This is a genomic window from Dyadobacter sp. CY312, assembly GCF_021390535.1.
Taxonomy (GTDB): Bacteria; Bacteroidota; Bacteroidia; order Cytophagales; family Spirosomataceae; genus Dyadobacter.
The window spans coordinates 181,344-196,912 of record NZ_JAJUXG010000013.1 but is presented as its reverse complement, the minus strand read 5'-3'; the positions used below and the strand labels follow the sequence as shown (position 1 = coordinate 196,912).

The window sequence follows — 15,569 nt, the reverse complement described above, 5'->3', positions numbered from 1 at the left end:
GCACCGCTGTAATACGGTACGCTTTTCTTTTCTATACTTGTTTCGCAAGCTGAATGTTTGCAACGATCTTGATTTTTTCTCCCAATGCTAATCCGCCCGTTTCTGTCAGCGAATTGAAAGTTACATTGAAATCCTTTCTGTCGATTGTGCCGGTCACTTCAAATCCTACTTTTGTATTGCCCCAGGGATCCCTTTCAGTTCCTCCATATTCGGCTTCCAGTTCAACCTCTTTTGTAATTCCTTTAATGGTGAGGTTACCTGTCAGCTTATAAATATCTCCTTTCGTTTTAGTAAAAGCTGTTGATACAAACGTGAACTGCGGATAGGTTTCCACTTCAAAAAAATCTGCATTGCGTAAATGCTCGTCTCTTCCCGGCTGACCCGTATCCACACTATTGACATCAATCGTAAATTCGATCGCCGCATTTTCAAACTGATCTCCTTCGGTAAGGGCGCTGCCGCTGAAAGACTTAAAAGATCCCGTAACTGTTGAGATAACAAGGTGTTTTACCTTGAAGAGTACTTCTGAATGTAACGCATCTACATTCCAAATTGTCTTTGACATTTTAAATGAATTTAATTGTTTGAGTTAACTATTTATTGGCCGTACTATCGGTTTGAAAGCTATTTTTAATGTTTTTATCAGTTTAACGAGTCTGAAATTTTAACAACCTGACTCGGTTGTTGCTTAGCGATTTCATCAACGCTTCTGTTCACGGAAGTACTTGTTTGGCGGGTCAAAATTAGATACATTTGCTATGCATTATATATTAGTATACAAAAGGATACCGGTATCCTTTTGTATACCTTAAATAAGAAATGGGAATGAAAAAGCCGATTCACACCATCGAAACCTGCAATCAAAGTATTGGTGCAGTTCGGGACGCATTGTATGTTTTGAACGGAAAATGGAAATTACCGCTTATCGTCGCACTGGCAGGTGGCCCCAAACGGTTTAAAGAGATCCAGCGGGAGTTGAAGGATATCACGCCGAGGGTATTGTCGAAGGAGTTGAGAGATTTGGAGCAAAACGAATTCGTAACACGCAAGGTATTCGATACCGTACCGGTTTCTGTGACCTATGAATTAACAGAATACAGCAGCTGCCTCGATGAGATTATTGAGTCCCTTCGGGTTTTCGGCATGAGCCACAGAGAAAGGATCATTGGGGGACTTCATAAAGACCCGGAGTTGGTACTGCAAAGCGAAGAAGTTTAGAGCGGATTCAAAAAGTTGCCCCGGAAAGCGGATGGTGCGTCACCCGTTTTAACCCGGATGACGCATTAGCTCATAGTCCGAAATACAATTTTGCTTCACTGGTGTCTACTTAACCTGTAATCTTTAATGAGCTGATTAGCGCGTCATTTAGTTCGAAGTGATATTCCATCACAGCCGGACTTCCGGGGAATGTACCGGACACTTCTACTGTAAGTTTCCCTTTTGAGCCGGTTTGCTGGAAATCAATTGGTTTCGACTGCATCTGATATTTTTCCCCCGCTTCCTGAATCCACTTCTTGATTTCATCTCTACCTAAGTAAGACAAACCTTCATCAGAAACGGTTGCGTTTTCTGTAAAGTAATTCGCAAATGTTGTCGTGTCCAGGTTGTTTTGTGCTTTAATAAAGCCCTCTATATTTTCTGAAAATTTCATGATTATAAAAATATTTATGTTGATTGAAAATACTTTTGATGGTAAATAAGACATTGAGTAGTAGCTAACTAAACCGTGGGTATCGTCCCGCCGTCGATCACATACTCGGTGCCGGTGAGGTAAGCCGCCCTTGGTGACACCAGAAAACCGACAAGCTCTGCAACTTCCTGTGGCCAGGCCGCTCTGCCGAAGGGAATGCCGCCAAGTGCATCCATGACCCCGTTTGCAGCTTGCTCCACAGTTCCTCCCGAGCTTTCGGCAATGCGCTCCATCATTCTGCTGGATGCAGTCGTCATAATCCAGCCTGGCGATACCGTGAGCACACGCACACCTTTTGGAGAAACTTCATTCGAGAGACTTTTACTGTAATTGACCAGAGCTGCTTTTGCCGCGGCATAAGGAAGTGTGGAGTCATACAAAGGCAATTTTGCCTGAATGGAGGCGATATGAATAATCACACCTTCTCCATGTGCAATCATTCCCGGCAAAAAACCGCGGTCCAGTCGGACAGGAGCTAGTAAATTGGTCTGAAATGATAGCTCCCAATCCTCATCGGACAACACCGCAAAACCGCCGCCAGGCGTTTCAGAACCACCCATATTATTGATCAGGATGTCCAGCCTTCCAAACTTAGAAAGCACTTCGTGAACCACTTTTTGTGTACCATCCGGTTTGCTCAGATCGGCCGCTATAAAGTAGGCACCATTGTCCCCATCTTCGGGTTTGTTTCTTGCAGTAATGATCACTTTTGCACCAGCTTTCAGAAGACGCTCTGTGATCGCTTTCCCTGCGCCTTTGCTTCCACCGGTCACCAGCGCGACTTTACTAGATAACTCATTTTCAAAATTAAATTCCATCACTTTTCCGTTTTGTTCAGTACAAATTTCGGCAGTATGACCATTGCCGGCAAGTACGGACATACGATTCACATAGGGATAAATTTAGCCCTATTGAGCAATCAGACGCATATGTTTATATTTGCAATATGTACGAAAGAAAAACATTGCCCGACCTTAACTGCGGACTCGACCTGATTGGCGAAGTGCTTTATGGTAAGTGGAAAATACGCCTTTTGTGGTTTATCAACGAAGGCTTTCAACGTCCCAGCGAGCTGCAACGGAAGATTCCGGGGGCATCCCGGCGCGTGCTCAATGTACAGTTGAAAGAACTCGAAAACCATGAGCTGGTAGGCAAAATAATTTACCCCGTGGTCCCGCCAAAAGTGGAATATTACCTCACCGATTTCGGAAAATCATTAATTCCCGTCATTGGTGCGATAGGGCAGTGGGGGGATGCAAACGACCAGCGTTTGCGGACGCTCATTCTTAAAAACATCGGGTCTTAGCAAATCAGATGTGGGGCGATGGATTTCCTGTTTTGTTCGAAACCGTGTGGTTATCTCCAGCAACTTCGGATATGGTTGTCTAAGCGAGATAACACGAACCGGAATTAGCCCTGGTTCTTTCGGGAATATCGTCCATATCAGCATTGCCGTCACCCGTTCCTTCCAAAATTTGCTGTACATTATTCCAAAAACAATATCCAGGGAACATGAATCCGTAGCATACGCCCTGGAAAAATGAGCATAGCGAAACCAGGTGCCTTGCTAAAAGCATTATTCCTTCTTTAAGGTCTGTTTCTGAAAGGGAACCGTACCCCAACCTGATGCCGTTATTCGAAGAATCATTACTGTAATGATCTGGTGGCAGAATTTTGATCCCGCTTGAAGCCATCTTTTCGCTGATCTGTGACCAATCCTGTTTTTGTTTAGGCTGTATCCAGATGGCCAGGCCACGTTCCGGCACTGTATAATCTGCTTTGTCTTTTAAATAGGAGTTAAGCAACGAAACCTTTTTAATTCGTAATGATTCCGTAAGTACGTTTCATATCAATTAATATTGAGTACAAAATAGTTGTTTCTCTGCGGCTGGTTTTTGTAATAATGGATGACAAAAAGTTTACCGTAATCGCTTTCCTCCATCACTTCCAAACTGGCACCGGACACCAGCGTATTAATAAATTCCGGAACCGTATTGCCATGACCGATCACAACGATATTTTCAAGAGGTTCCTGATCAATTTGTGTCAACAACGACCTTACTTTGAATGGATCATAATCCCGGATGGTTACAGTATTGCGAATTGCAATACCGTTTGCCGTCATTTTTGTTCTTTTGTACGGTGTGGAAAATACAGCGTTTACTTTAACGTCTTTAAGTAGCGAATCCAGCGTGGATGCCATTTTCATTCCTTTCTGCGAAAGCTCAGGATCCCTGGTGCCATCGACCGCCTTCTGCGCATGTCGCATCAAAAAAATACGCACAGGTAAATCCTGCGCCAATAAGCTTTGTAAAGAACCCAAGGTGAGGCATGTCAACAGCAGAAATCGGAATAGGTGAGTTTTCATCGGAAAATGGATTAGGGAACAAAGAAAACATTCTGTTTCGAATTTCGGTGAACGGCATTAATTAACAGGAAATTGACTTTTTTCGGATACAAGCAATTTTCCCCAATCATTGAGTTGCCAAAGAACTTCAACAAGTTTTTTACCTGTTTCTGTGAGTGAGTATTCCACTCTGGGAGGAAGCTCGTTGAATGATTGTTTTGTCAAAATTCCGTCCGTTACCATTTCATTCAACTGCTGGTTTAAAACCCGTCTATCAACCTTGGCAATTCCTCGTAACATTTCACTGGGACGTTTTTCTCCCTCGTTTATCCGCCACACGATCGGGATTTTCCACTTTCCGCTGATGGAATTAACTGCTATTTCTAACGGACAGATTTTCTCTTCTATGGCTCGTGGTGCTGGTTTCATATAATTGACTTTTTTATCCCTATGTGATAAAAATATGCGCTATTGTTTATTCCATATACCTTCCTGACATTCGCAAAAATAAGGAGAATATCCTTCCCGTTCCTGTTGTATTTGTAGTCGCGCGGGACAGTATGGCTACCTGCAAAATTATGGATGCAGATAGCAGGCATGCAGAAATATTAGCAAGATATATGATAGAAGAAAAACGCAAAGGCGCTCGTTCAACCAAGGATATTCCTGTTGAAATATTGGTACAGCTCAACAAGGGAGTGATTCAAACTGCTAATTTGGTGGAATGGTTGGCGGTAGACCAACGAGAACTGCTTAAAAATGTATTGGCTGAATCTGGCAGGAATGACTACCTAAGTTACGTACTGAAATGTGTTGATGGATTGAACAAACAAACCGTTAATACCATTAATGAGGCAATAGGAGTAGGGCTGTTGCAGCAATCTATTGAAAACACAGACTTTGAATTGCTGGATATCCTGGCCCGGCATCCGTCAGACCTGGTTCGGTGTTGGGCTACTTATACGATTGGGAAGAACAACAATTTGAGTATAAACGAGAAGCTAAAACAAATCCAGGCCTTTGCCGCCGACAAGCATTTTGGGGTTCGTGAAATTTGCTGGATGGCGGTGCGCGAAAGCATAGCCGGAAATTTAAGTGAAAGTTTGTCGCTGTTATCCGCATGGACCAATAACGAGGATGAAAATGTGAGAAGGTTTGTAAGCGAAGCAACCAGACCCAGAGGCGTGTGGTGTGCGCACATTGAAACATTGAAACAGGATCCGGCGCAGGGGCTTATCATTCTGGAACCGCTGAAATCCGACAATTCGAGATATGTGCAGGATAGCGTAGGAAATTGGCTGAACGATGCTAGCAAAACGCAGCCAGAATTCGTAAAGAATTTGTGCGCCAGTTGGAAGCAGCAAAGCCAATCAAAAGAAACGAGCTACATCATCAGAAAAGCACTGAGAACAATTGGGAAGTAGCGGTTTTTAAATGATTGTATTTCCACAAACCGTTCCTACGGAACGGTGGTTTATGATTTGATCACGTTATTACTACCAACGAAACGTCCCCATCGGGACGTCTGGTCGGTAGAATAGCCAATCTACCTAATCCGGCTTCGTTCCGTAGGAACGTCTTGTGATTACGCGGATCTGCCTTCGCCGATGCTGGTGCATTTGGCGCGCATTATGAATACTTTTCTATGATAGATCTCACACTATCGTATTTCTCACAAACCGTTCCCACGGAACGGCGCTTTATGATTTAATCACGTTATTACTACCGACAAAACGTCCCTATCGGGACGTCCCTTAATTTATTTCATTACTTTACTACCGCACGGTGGACCGTCAACGAAACGTCCCCATCGGGACGTCTTGTTGGTAGAAATAGCCAACCTACCTAATCCGGCTACGTTCCATAGGAACGTCTTGTGCTTCCAGAACAAGGTGATTTTAAAAAAAAAAGCCCCGCAAATCAAAGATTTACAGGGCTTTTCGCACGCTAACAATACACATCTATTGCAGATTTGGATTGTTGTTGATCTCGTTCAACGGGATCGGGAAGAGGTAGTATTTACTGTTGGGAACCAGTGCCGTTCCGTCGGGGAATTTGGTGATCCAATGTCCCAAAACGTTGACCGTGTTTCCACGGGTATCTACAAACTTCTCGGTTGTTTCCTTTCTTACAGGTGCGGTTTGGGTTCTCAGGATGTCGTACAGACGGAAACCTTCGCCCCAAAGTTCTTTGCGGCGTTCCAGTAAAATCTCTTCGATCAAACCGTTTTTATCAAGTCCGGCCGGCAAATCAGCCAGGTTTCTTTTACGTCTCAGTTCATTCAGCGTTTCTATTGCTGCCGGAAGATTGCCCAATCTCGCTTCGCTTTCCGCTTCAATCAGCAGTTGTTCTGACGAACGCATCAGCACAATATGCCCCTCATGGTTGGGATATTTATTTCTGAATTTTTTGTAGCGGTAACCTCTGTAAAGTGCCTCGGTTGGTTGTTTGGCAATTTCGAACAATGATTTACGAATATCTGCCGGGTCAAATAAAGCGATGAAATTCGGATCCGGCATGATGCTGTTGTAGCCGTAATAAAGGTTCGTTCCGGTTGCATCTGTTGCGTACGGTGTCGTTTCGATATACGCCAGATACGACGAGCCTCCCTTATTCTGCGTCACCGTTTGCGGGTGTCCCCAGATCCATTCAGAATTGCTGACGTCACTGAATCCTTCGGTGTATTGTTGCGGCGTCATAATCGGATAGCCGACGCGGGCTTTGGCAGCATAATCTCTCGCCAGATCCCACTTTTCCTGAGTCAGATACGTGCGGGCAAATAGTCCGTATACCACGTTCAGATCAGGGCGGTTTTTAACAGTACGCTCAAATCCAGACAGCAGTTTTTCGGCTTCTGTCAAATCGCTGATCACCTGATCGTAAACTTCTTTCACCGTTGCAAGTGGCTTGGGTTCGGTAAGTGGTGTGGTGGGTTCTGTGTAAATCGGAACGGCTTTCGCATTTGCATCCTTCACGTACGTAAACTGATATTGCCGTACCAGATTCAGGTAATTGTGCCCACGTAGTGCATACGCCTGTCCTTTGAGGTGTTTCAAACTTGCCTTGCTCGTTTCGTCGATTTTGACATTGGCAATAATATTGTTGCTGTGATCGATCGACGTGTACTGTAAGGTCCAGAAGAAGAGTGCCCGGCGGGTTGTATTGTCGAACGGATCGCGGTAAGGGTAGGAGTCTCTGAAACCGTAACGTCCGTCACGTGCAAAAGCATCTTCACCCATTACATCATGCGTGAGAAAAACGGTGGGCAAACCCGGATTGTCCTGAGAAGTGCTGTTTTCGAGCAAAAAGCGAATTGAGCCGTTAACGAATGCGTCAATATTGGCCTCGGAGGAGAATACTTCCGGAGTGGTAATTTGTGTCGCCGGAGCGGTGTCGAAAAAGTCGTCGCGGCAAGAAGTAAATGAAGCAAGCGCAACGAGTAAATAACTGAATTTCCGTATCATAGTTTGATAAGAGTTGTAGTTAAAATGATACATTTAAGACTGCTGAGAATGACTTTTGTGCGGGATAACGGTAGAAAGTAGAGCCGGAAATGTTTTGCTCAGGATCCAATCCTTTGTGTCCGTAAAAGGTCAGAAGGTTATCCCCAACCAGCCGTATCTTCACATCGCTCAATGCCAGCTTGGATACCAGTCCACGCGGCAATGTGTAGGACAAGGCGACATTTTTCAACCTCGCGTAGGTAGCGTCATACAAGAATCTTGTGGAAGGAATGGTGTTCCAGGCATCGGAGACGTAGGATAGGCGAGGGTATTCGGTATTCGGGTTCTCTGGCGTCCATCGATTAAGTGCTTCCTGCGACCAGGCACGACCGGGTGCATTGCCCAAATGTGTTACCATCGGCTGGTCTCCGTCAAATATTTTTCCGCCAATGCTATATGCCAGCAGGAATGAGAAATCGAAGTTTTTGTAAGAAATGCTGTTGTTAAAACCGCCGTAGAAATCGGGTAGGGAGCTTCCCTGAAAGTAAGGAGTGGCTTCTGTCTGGTTTTCTGTGGTTGTTCTGCCGGTAACATTTTTGTTTTCATCTAAAACGTCTTTGTACCAGGTTGCCTTGCCATTTGCCGGATTTACGCCCGCCCATTCTTTGATGTAGAAATCGTAAATAGATCCGCCTTCAACCAGCTTTTTGGTATTTCCGTATTGACCAATGGAACCCGTCAGGATTTCTTTTTGAGGCAACTTGGTGATCTTGTTGATGTAGTGTCCAAAGTTCAGGGTGGCATTCCATCTGAAATCTTTGTTGCGAATGATTACACCAGTGATTTGTCCGTCGATACCTCTGTTGCTTAGTGAACCGATATTGGCATCAATTCCACTGTAACCGGTTGATGGTGAAAGTGGTTTGTTGAAAAGTAAGTCTTTTGACTGGCGATCGAAAACATCCAGCTGTGCTACGATCCTGTTATTGAACAGGGCAACGTCAACACCAAAATTGAGATTGAGGTTAGTTTCCCATTTCAGATCCGGAGTGGGAAGATCGGACGGTAGCAATCCAAGTTTATCCAAACTGTTGTAAATGGAATAGAAACCTCCGTAGGCATAGTTTCCGACATTGTCGTTACCCTGGGCTCCATAACTTGCCCGCAGATTCAGGTTATCCAGATTGGATACATTTTTAAGAAATGCCTCTTCTTTGATATTCCAGGCAGCGCCAACCGACCAAAAATTTCCCCATCTGGTTTGTTTGCTGAATCGGGATGACCCGTCGCGGCGATAGCTGGTCGAGAAGTGATAACGTCCCAGGTAATCATAATCCAGTTTGGCAAGTCCGCTGGCAAGTCGATAGTCAGATGACGTTCCGTTGAATACGCCGCTGAGTGTACCGGCAGATGGTTCGGTTTTTCCCAAAACCTGAAAACCAGTGCGGCTTCCGGATAATTCAGAATTGTTGTTTACATAAATTTCCGGTCCTGCGAGCAGGCTCAATGCGTGGTTTGCGCCCAGGTTTAATGAATAATTCAGGAAACTGTTTACGGTGTAGTTCAGTGTACGGCTCGAACTTCTGGATGCTGTTCCTGCACCGTCGGTAATTACCCCTGTGCTGTAATAGGAGTGGGAGTAGGTGTGCGAGGTACCGGCACGGTAATCCACATTTGCAGTGGTTTTAATGAACAAACCTGGCAAAAATGTAAGCGTGAAATTGGTTCCAAGCAGCACCGCATCTGTCTGGTCGCCCGAGATCGCGTTTTCAGCAGAACCCAGAATGTTGGAACCGCTGGATGCCGTTGTCGGGCGATATCTTCCGTAATCCCATCTCTTGTTTCCCTGCTCATCCAAAATGAATGTCCCGTCCGCATTGCGTTCGTAAACGGGGTAAATGTTGGATATCAAACGTTGGAAATTGGCGAAATTTCCCGTGTTGCTGTCGCTTTGGTTTGGCGATTTTTGCAAACCTGATGACAAGGAAACGGTAGCTCCGGCATCAAGCCAGTTGTTTATTTTCGACTGTAAATTGGTACGCAGATTGAATCGACGGAAATCAGAAGTTCTGATCCACCCTTGTTCATTCAGATAACCCGCTGAAAGGAAATATTTGGTATTGGCACTTCCGCCACTGATGCTCAGGTCGTACTGCTGGCGAATACCGGGGCGTGAAATGGACTTGCCCCAGTCGTCGTTCCAGAGTGCCGTTGCACCGTCCACCAACCTTCCATCCAGCCCAACCGGCTTCGGGAAGTTCGGACCGAAAACGTTGACTTTAAGTGAACCATCCACCAGATAATCCGTCGCATATTGTGCCGCTACTTCGGCGGTTTTGCCCTGGTCTACCTGCGTGTTGCGGATTGCTTCCCATTGTAATTCGTAATAATCTTTTGCCGACAAATATTCATAATCTTTAACGGCACGACCGGTAAAACCGTAGTTGACAGAGAAATTGAAAGTCGGTTTGGAGTTCAGTGAGCCCGATTTCGTCGTAACAACAATGACTCCGTTCGCACCTCTCGAGCCATAAAGCGCACTTGCTGTTGCGTCTTTCAATACCGAGATAGACTGAATATCTCTTGGATTTAAATTGTTGGCATTGGCTCCCGGAATCCCGTCAACCACATAAAGCGGCGCTGTTGAAGCATTTACCGAACCTACGCCACGTACAAACAATTCGGCATCCGCTCCGGGCTGTCCTGCCGAGGCGATGGATTGTAGTCCCGGTATTGTTCCCTGCAAAGCTTTTCCTATGGTGGTAATTTGCAGGTTTTCAAGGTCTTTGGCGTTCACAACGGCAACCGATCCTGTGTAGCTCGACCTTTTGGAAGTGGTGTAACCAACAACAACAGTCTCGTCCAGCTGATTGGTGGTTTCGGATAACTGAATATGAAGTGGTTCAGAGCTGTTTCCCGTTGAGATTTCCTGTGTTTTGTATCCCAGATAACTCGCCGCAAGCGTCAAGGGCAGTGCTTTGCTAGTGGAGATGCTGAATTTCCCGTTTGCATCGGTAACCGTTCCAGAAGTGGTTGATTTAATGGCAATGGTAGCACCAACAACCGCCTGATTTTTTTCGTCAAAAACGGTTCCTCTTACTACATTTTGTCCAAAGCCGGCCAAACTGCTGGTCAGCAAAATTATAAATGTGTATTGTAATCTCAGGAGCGGAGCCGTGCGCCAGCTTCGTAATAATGGTAATTTATTTTTCATAAGTTGGGATTGTTGTTGCTTTGGATGTTATCGTTTCGGATTGAAAAACCCGGCTGGGAAGCTGGCCCCGGATTTTTGCTGGCTTACAAAGAAAATCCGCCAGTTATGCACCGCGGATGAAGTAAAATTCATAGTGGTATTTCGATTAAGAATATATAGCCCATAAGTTTAATAGACAAAACAAATGGTTTTGATTCAGACTGACGAAAAAAATCTTCATTGTTTTTTTATCGTACCACAAGCTTTGCGTTTACTTCCCGGGTCAGTTATATTTTTTCATTTCATAGATCAATTCTCTTCAAAATCGCTCTGCAAAAATGGCTGGACTTTTGTCTGGAAGATGCTCTTCATGTGAGTCAAAATGCTGATCCGGGATTGGAAACTTCGCTTATCCTGGTGAACTGCCACTTAAATCCGGAATTGCTTAATGGTTATAATAATGTGGGCATAAATGTATTCAAAAGTCCCAGAGTCATTTTGCTGCCGGTTGTATGATTACTTCCTGAAAGCTAGTGTTGTAACAACACAAATCGGTTCATGGTAATAGTTCGGTAGTAGAATTATATGGACGTATCCGGGTTTAAAACATACAATAGGATTGATTCACTGATGGATGTGGTTAATTTTTCATTAGAATGCCGGGTTGTTCTCTTTTATCCCAAACCTCGGGCCGATCATCGCCCTTTTTCCAGCTCTGCTGTTTGCTTCACTCGACGGGCCCGATCAGGTTTTGTATGTTGCTGGTCATGTACCTGGGTGTACAGGCATTTGAAAGCAGTGTAGCGACACCTCTGGTTCAGAAAAAAATGATCAACATGCCTCCGGCTCTGGTGTTCGGCTCTCAGCTTGTGATCGGAGCTTTTGGCGGTTTGCTGGGTCTTACACTCACAATCCCGATTATGGCGATGCTGATGGTACTGGTCAAAATGGTGTAAGTACAGGATATTCTGAAAGACGATTCTGTAAAAGTAATTGCCTGACGCACATGTTATTCTGACATTCTGGGTGGATGCTCGAAAAATACAATGTGTCACATACCAGCCTGACCGCGGGCGGTGGTGAATATGCAAACCAGGAAGGATTCGGCTGGACAAACGCGGTGTTTCTGAGAATGAAAAACCGGGAACGCTAAATAAATCAGAGTGAAGGGGTTGGGCTAAACCGCTGGTAAATATACGCTGAATACAGCCCCTTTGTCTTTTTGTCCCCTGGCGGATATAGCACCACCATGGCTGGCGATCACTTTTTCGCAGATTGCCAGGCCAATACCCGTTCCGGGGAATTCGCGCGTGCTGTGAAGCCTGCGAAACAGCTGGAACATTTTTCCCGCCTGTTCCTGATCAAATCCGATACCATTGTCTGCCACTTCTATCAAATGGTAGTTGTCGCAAATTCTGGCGAGACTAACATCCGCAGGTAAATCCTTTTTGGGCACCGTTTTGTGGCGGATCTCTATCTGCACGGGCGTGTCGTTCCTTCTGAATTTGAGTGAATTCATAATCAGGTTTTGAAAAACCTGGCACAGCTGCGTGTGATCGGCCTCTACCATGGGTAAAGGATCGCATTTCAAAACCGCTTTTGTTTCGGAGATAGCCAGTTCAAGATCATAAAGCACAGTTTGCATTACCTGGTCCATTGAAATAACACCTTTGGACTGTTTGCCCGATGATATTTTTGAAAAGCTCAGCAGACTGGTCAATAGTTGCGACATACGGAGCGCGGCAAGCTGGATCTTAGCCATATATTCTGCTCCTTCACCCAGGCTGCCCGAATATCGCCGCATAACCAGATCGCTGAATGACTGGATCTTGCGCAACGGTTCCTGCAAGTCGTGCGATGCCACAAAGGCAAACTGTTCCAGATCCAGATTCGACTTTTTCAGATCATCGTTATTTTCCGTGACCTTCCTGTTCAAGTCCGAAAGTTCCTTATTTACACTTGTAAGATGATAGGTGCGCTGGCTAAGCAAATCTTCCAGCCGGCCTTCAAAATCCAATTCGAAGTCAGACGATTCGGAACGGAGTTTTCTGACTTCAAGAAGCCGCACAATTTGCTTTGAAAGTACTTTAAGTGCCGAAAGCTGCTGATCCGAAAGCTGTCTGGGTGTGTTGTCAATTACACAGAATGAGCCCAGAGCGAAACCATTACTGTCGACAAGAGGAACACCTGCGTAAAAAATCACGTGCGGATTACCATTTACCAATGGATTATCGGCAAACCTTTCGTCTTTTCTGGAATCATTGATGACCATGGTCTGGTCAGGTGTGGTAATTGCATGAGAGCAAAAGGACAGGTTTCGGTGCGTTTCACTTACCGGAAGTCCGTGCCTCGATTTAAACCATTGCCTTTCTTCGTCGACCAGAGAAACCAGTGAGATAGGCGTATGGCATATTTCCGAAGCCAACCTGGTCAGTTCGTCGTAATCCTGCTCTGGCAGCGAATCCAAAATATTGTAACTGCGAAGGGCAGCAATTCTCTTCTCCTCGTGTTCAGCGGTGGCCCCATTCATAAGTTACTATTGACAGCCTGCATTATCGTTGGTTCGTTTTTTAGTCAGAAATTGTAGTTTCTGCTGACAAGTTTACAAATATCACGCCAGCCGGGGAGGGGATGTGTATCTTTTTCAAAAACTGTTTCTTATTGTAATTTATGAATTGCTAAACTTAGTAACTCAGCTCATTGGGTGTAGGTTTCAAATCAAAAAATGAGGACCAACCGGCAGGTTAGCCCTCATTTTATATCCTTAACAAGTGGTATTACGACCTGTTAAAAGCGGGATTTTATTCTGTCAACAATGGAGTTCGCCTCACCCGAAACTTCCGATACTTTATCTTCCGCCTGGTCAGCATAATCATTCAATTTATCTTCCGCCTCATTGGCCAGTGAATTGGCTTTGGTCGACACCTTGTCCAGATTCTTTCCAACTTTATCCCCGGCTTTGCTCAATTCAGATTCAAGATCCTCTGCATGACCGCTCACGGCTCCTGTAAGTATATCCAGTGTATCCTTTCCGGATCTTGGTGCTAAAAGGATACCCGCGATTGCTCCCAGGGCAACTCCGGCCAATAAGCCAGCGAAGAATTCTTTGTTAGCAATGGACTCGTCGTATCGGTTCAGTTTTTTGATCTTCATGTTATTTAGTGTTAATCTGAAAAATTTAAGATGACTATAAAAAATACATGCCACAGGTTTCCGAAAGGCGTGCATCTGGTGCGGGATGTTGAATTCTGGCAGTAGCTGCACGGCCATCCTCCGAAGTGGTAACAATATGTTAACCTGGTGGGTACGCAATAATTCAGCGACGGTAATTATATTTAGACATCATAAATCAACCCAAATAAGTCAGGATGAAATCTCTTTTTCAAGATCTGGATCAGATAAGCAAAAGAATTCTGGTCATAGCATTGTCTGTATCCGCCCTTCTGCTGAGCGGAAGCGTATTACTAATCACAGCTTCACGGTCATTTGCACAGGAGAAAACGAAACAGTCCGCTCACCCCATGATCGGTTTGGGTTGCGACGATTCCAATGTTTATTATTTTGACTCCAACTACGAATTCAGGCGCAAGCCAAAAAATATTGCCAAATACGACATGTAATTGCAGGACTAGCATAGCCTTTTCTTGTTTGGGGTGGTTTTGAATTGAATTCAGTGTAGAGGCGAGGCCTGGTCGGAAAGCGAATGCTTGTCCTTTCCAAGATTTTCAATCGAAGCTGTTGAGTTCTCCTTTTGGCAATTCCTTGCTCGTAGCTCGTCGTCTACTCACGTGTCGGTTCGTAGTAGAATATCGTTGCACCTGAGCTCAGCGATTTTGTCTTTATGAGTTTTAACATGATCCTGTCCGTGATCTTGTCAAAAAGTTTGAGCCCTTTTCCTTCGATGACGGGGTGAATACAAATCTGTAATTCGTCAACAAGATGACTGTTCAGAAGTTGAACGATCAGGCTCCTGCTTCCAATAAGAATGTCCCTGCCTACTTGTTGTCTGAGTTCCAGCACTTCTTCGTCAAGAGGTCTCTTTACAAGTTCTGCACTTTCCCAACCCGTGTCTGTCAGCGTGTTGGAAAAAACAAGTTTTGGAATTTTGTCCATTGAGACGGCAAAGTCATCCATAGATTTTTCCCCGGAAGGATTTTGCAACAGTGTTTGCCAATATTGCATGAGCTGGTAGGTCGTCCGCCCATACAATATAACACCACCACCATCCATCAAATCAGCATAATGCTGATGCAGTCCCTCGTCTGCAACGCCAGTCGTATGATCGCAAACACCATCAAGTGTCATATTGAATGCTGCAATTACTTTTCTCATGTTTAATTAGTGGCTTGTTTTGAATTAATAATAAATACCTGATAATCAACATTGTAAAAATATGATATATATCTATGATTGCAACCAACGGTCCGATCGCTCTATGATTACCCTTAACGACTGAAGGTAGTCCCGGATCTTTATCATGCCATAGAATATATTGGAACAATGGCTGTTGCTGCATTTGACATCGGTTCGGAGCCTATCCGGAGCGTTCTAAATCTGCGTGTTCACGGGATGAGCAAAAGGTGGCATATCGGTAGACAGCATATTGAATCATATGAGCAACACATAGTCTTTTAACGACAGTTTGTAATGCACCCTATCAATGTCTTCGATATGATCTTCGTGATATTTCATCCATACCTTGCGTCATTCGAGCGAAACTTCCACTAAGGATACATGGTAGAAATTCTTATGTATCGATTAATTTCTGCACGAAAATGTTAGCTCAATCCTTCAAAAACAAAATATTGATACCATATTGACAAGATTTTCAACCTATTTCTGGTTCATTCGTATATATATTGCGCACTGTTAAGTAGTATTAATTACTGTGATATT

At 44.6% G+C, this 15,569-nt stretch carries 17 protein-coding genes; 6 read left to right on the top strand and 11 right to left on the bottom strand.

The window, feature by feature from the left end:
• Positions 1 to 31: 31 nt before the first annotated feature.
• Positions 32 to 565 carry a YceI family protein gene (locus tag LZG71_RS19215; RefSeq protein ID WP_233823076.1) on the bottom strand — a complete coding sequence of 178 codons (534 nt, stop codon included), beginning with the start codon at positions 563 to 565 and terminating at the stop codon, positions 32 to 34.
• A 260-nt stretch (positions 566 to 825) separates the two neighbouring features.
• Here LZG71_RS19215 and LZG71_RS19210 point away from each other — a divergent pair, with 260 nt between their 5' ends.
• The gene (locus tag LZG71_RS19210; protein WP_233823074.1) at positions 826 to 1,218 is read left to right on the top strand and encodes a helix-turn-helix domain-containing protein; all 393 of its coding nucleotides are present in this window, start codon (positions 826 to 828) and stop codon (positions 1,216 to 1,218) included.
• Between the two features lie 109 nt (positions 1,219 to 1,327).
• On the opposite strand, the gene LZG71_RS19205 is transcribed toward LZG71_RS19210, so the two are convergent.
• Positions 1,328 to 1,651, bottom strand: a complete 324-nt coding sequence (locus LZG71_RS19205) for a nuclear transport factor 2 family protein (RefSeq protein WP_233823072.1) — start codon at positions 1,649 to 1,651, stop codon at positions 1,328 to 1,330.
• A gap of 68 nt (positions 1,652 to 1,719) precedes the next feature.
• Positions 1,720 to 2,508, bottom strand: a complete 789-nt coding sequence (locus LZG71_RS19200; protein WP_233823230.1) for an SDR family oxidoreductase — start codon at positions 2,506 to 2,508, stop codon at positions 1,720 to 1,722.
• 128 nt (positions 2,509 to 2,636) lie between these two features.
• On the opposite strand from LZG71_RS19200, the gene LZG71_RS19195 reads away from it, so the two are divergent.
• Entirely contained in the window at positions 2,637 to 2,996 is a 360-nt protein-coding gene (locus tag LZG71_RS19195) for a helix-turn-helix domain-containing protein (protein ID WP_233823070.1), read from the top strand.
• Between the two features lie 79 nt (positions 2,997 to 3,075).
• Here LZG71_RS19195 and LZG71_RS19190 read toward each other — a convergent pair whose 3' ends face one another.
• From LZG71_RS19190 to LZG71_RS19180, 3 genes are read right to left on the bottom strand one after another with little or no spacing between them, the layout of a single operon-like run.
• Complete coding sequence (locus tag LZG71_RS19190) at positions 3,076 to 3,495, bottom strand: hypothetical protein (protein WP_233823068.1); 420 nt, start codon at positions 3,493 to 3,495, stop codon at positions 3,076 to 3,078.
• Between the two features lie 44 nt (positions 3,496 to 3,539).
• Positions 3,540 to 4,058: a histidine phosphatase family protein gene (locus LZG71_RS19185; protein WP_233823066.1), complete on the bottom strand. Its 519-nt coding sequence runs from the start codon at positions 4,056 to 4,058 to the stop codon at positions 3,540 to 3,542.
• 57 nt (positions 4,059 to 4,115) lie between these two features.
• Complete coding sequence (locus LZG71_RS19180; protein WP_233823064.1) at positions 4,116 to 4,466, bottom strand: helix-turn-helix domain-containing protein; 351 nt, start codon at positions 4,464 to 4,466, stop codon at positions 4,116 to 4,118.
• Between the two features lie 23 nt (positions 4,467 to 4,489).
• Here LZG71_RS19180 and LZG71_RS30620 point away from each other — a divergent pair, with 23 nt between their 5' ends.
• The gene (locus LZG71_RS30620) at positions 4,490 to 5,461 is read left to right on the top strand and encodes a DNA alkylation repair protein (protein ID WP_233823062.1); all 972 of its coding nucleotides are present in this window, start codon (positions 4,490 to 4,492) and stop codon (positions 5,459 to 5,461) included.
• A 537-nt stretch (positions 5,462 to 5,998) separates the two neighbouring features.
• Here the strand turns inward: LZG71_RS30620 and LZG71_RS19170 are convergent.
• Both LZG71_RS19170 and LZG71_RS19165 read right to left on the bottom strand, forming a co-directional pair.
• Positions 5,999 to 7,501, bottom strand: a complete 1,503-nt coding sequence (locus tag LZG71_RS19170) for a RagB/SusD family nutrient uptake outer membrane protein (RefSeq protein ID WP_233823060.1) — start codon at positions 7,499 to 7,501, stop codon at positions 5,999 to 6,001.
• Between the two features lie 19 nt (positions 7,502 to 7,520).
• Entirely contained in the window at positions 7,521 to 10,694 is a 3,174-nt protein-coding gene (locus LZG71_RS19165) for a TonB-dependent receptor (RefSeq protein ID WP_233823058.1), read from the bottom strand.
• A 734-nt stretch (positions 10,695 to 11,428) separates the two neighbouring features.
• Between LZG71_RS19165 and LZG71_RS19160 the strand changes: the two genes are divergently transcribed.
• Together LZG71_RS19160 and LZG71_RS19155 are read left to right on the top strand one after the other, a co-directional pair.
• Positions 11,429 to 11,629: a hypothetical protein gene (locus LZG71_RS19160; protein WP_233823056.1), complete on the top strand. Its 201-nt coding sequence runs from the start codon at positions 11,429 to 11,431 to the stop codon at positions 11,627 to 11,629.
• A 74-nt stretch (positions 11,630 to 11,703) separates the two neighbouring features.
• Positions 11,704 to 11,826, top strand: a complete 123-nt coding sequence (locus LZG71_RS19155; protein ID WP_304488665.1) for a trehalase family glycosidase — start codon at positions 11,704 to 11,706, stop codon at positions 11,824 to 11,826.
• A 24-nt stretch (positions 11,827 to 11,850) separates the two neighbouring features.
• Here the strand turns inward: LZG71_RS19155 and LZG71_RS19150 are convergent, their stop codons facing one another.
• The gene (locus LZG71_RS19150; protein WP_233823054.1) at positions 11,851 to 13,203 is read right to left on the bottom strand and encodes an ATP-binding protein; all 1,353 of its coding nucleotides are present in this window, start codon (positions 13,201 to 13,203) and stop codon (positions 11,851 to 11,853) included.
• 257 nt (positions 13,204 to 13,460) lie between these two features.
• Entirely contained in the window at positions 13,461 to 13,826 is a 366-nt protein-coding gene (locus tag LZG71_RS19145) for a YtxH domain-containing protein (protein WP_233823053.1), read from the bottom strand.
• A gap of 215 nt (positions 13,827 to 14,041) precedes the next feature.
• Between LZG71_RS19145 and LZG71_RS19140 the strand changes: the two genes are divergently transcribed.
• Complete coding sequence (locus LZG71_RS19140) at positions 14,042 to 14,293, top strand: hypothetical protein (RefSeq protein WP_233823052.1); 252 nt, start codon at positions 14,042 to 14,044, stop codon at positions 14,291 to 14,293.
• A gap of 160 nt (positions 14,294 to 14,453) precedes the next feature.
• Here LZG71_RS19140 and LZG71_RS19135 read toward each other — a convergent pair whose 3' ends face one another.
• Positions 14,454 to 15,005 (bottom strand): dihydrofolate reductase family protein, encoded by a 552-nt coding sequence (locus LZG71_RS19135; RefSeq protein ID WP_233823051.1) that lies wholly within the window; start codon positions 15,003 to 15,005, stop codon positions 14,454 to 14,456.
• Positions 15,006 to 15,569 lie beyond the last annotated feature (564 nt).

Coding starts and splice junctions, on each gene's coding strand:
- LZG71_RS19215 (WP_233823076.1), bottom strand. CDS start 565: ATGTCAAAGACAATTTGGAATGTAGATGCGTTACATTCAGAAGTACTC.
- LZG71_RS19210 (WP_233823074.1), top strand. CDS start 826: ATGAAAAAGCCGATTCACACCATCGAAACCTGCAATCAAAGTATTGGT.
- LZG71_RS19205 (WP_233823072.1), bottom strand. CDS start 1,651: ATGAAATTTTCAGAAAATATAGAGGGCTTTATTAAAGCACAAAACAAC.
- LZG71_RS19200 (WP_233823230.1), bottom strand. CDS start 2,508: ATGGAATTTAATTTTGAAAATGAGTTATCTAGTAAAGTCGCGCTGGTG.
- LZG71_RS19195 (WP_233823070.1), top strand. CDS start 2,637: ATGTACGAAAGAAAAACATTGCCCGACCTTAACTGCGGACTCGACCTG.
- LZG71_RS19185 (WP_233823066.1), bottom strand. CDS start 4,058: ATGAAAACTCACCTATTCCGATTTCTGCTGTTGACATGCCTCACCTTG.
- LZG71_RS19180 (WP_233823064.1), bottom strand. CDS start 4,466: ATGAAACCAGCACCACGAGCCATAGAAGAGAAAATCTGTCCGTTAGAA.
- LZG71_RS19170 (WP_233823060.1), bottom strand. CDS start 7,501: ATGATACGGAAATTCAGTTATTTACTCGTTGCGCTTGCTTCATTTACT.
- LZG71_RS19165 (WP_233823058.1), bottom strand. CDS start 10,694: ATGAAAAATAAATTACCATTATTACGAAGCTGGCGCACGGCTCCGCTC.
- LZG71_RS19160 (WP_233823056.1), top strand. CDS start 11,429: ATGTTGCTGGTCATGTACCTGGGTGTACAGGCATTTGAAAGCAGTGTA.
- LZG71_RS19155 (WP_304488665.1), top strand. CDS start 11,704: ATGCTCGAAAAATACAATGTGTCACATACCAGCCTGACCGCGGGCGGT.
- LZG71_RS19150 (WP_233823054.1), bottom strand. CDS start 13,203: ATGAATGGGGCCACCGCTGAACACGAGGAGAAGAGAATTGCTGCCCTT.
- LZG71_RS19145 (WP_233823053.1), bottom strand. CDS start 13,826: ATGAAGATCAAAAAACTGAACCGATACGACGAGTCCATTGCTAACAAA.
- LZG71_RS19140 (WP_233823052.1), top strand. CDS start 14,042: ATGAAATCTCTTTTTCAAGATCTGGATCAGATAAGCAAAAGAATTCTG.
- LZG71_RS19135 (WP_233823051.1), bottom strand. CDS start 15,005: ATGAGAAAAGTAATTGCAGCATTCAATATGACACTTGATGGTGTTTGC.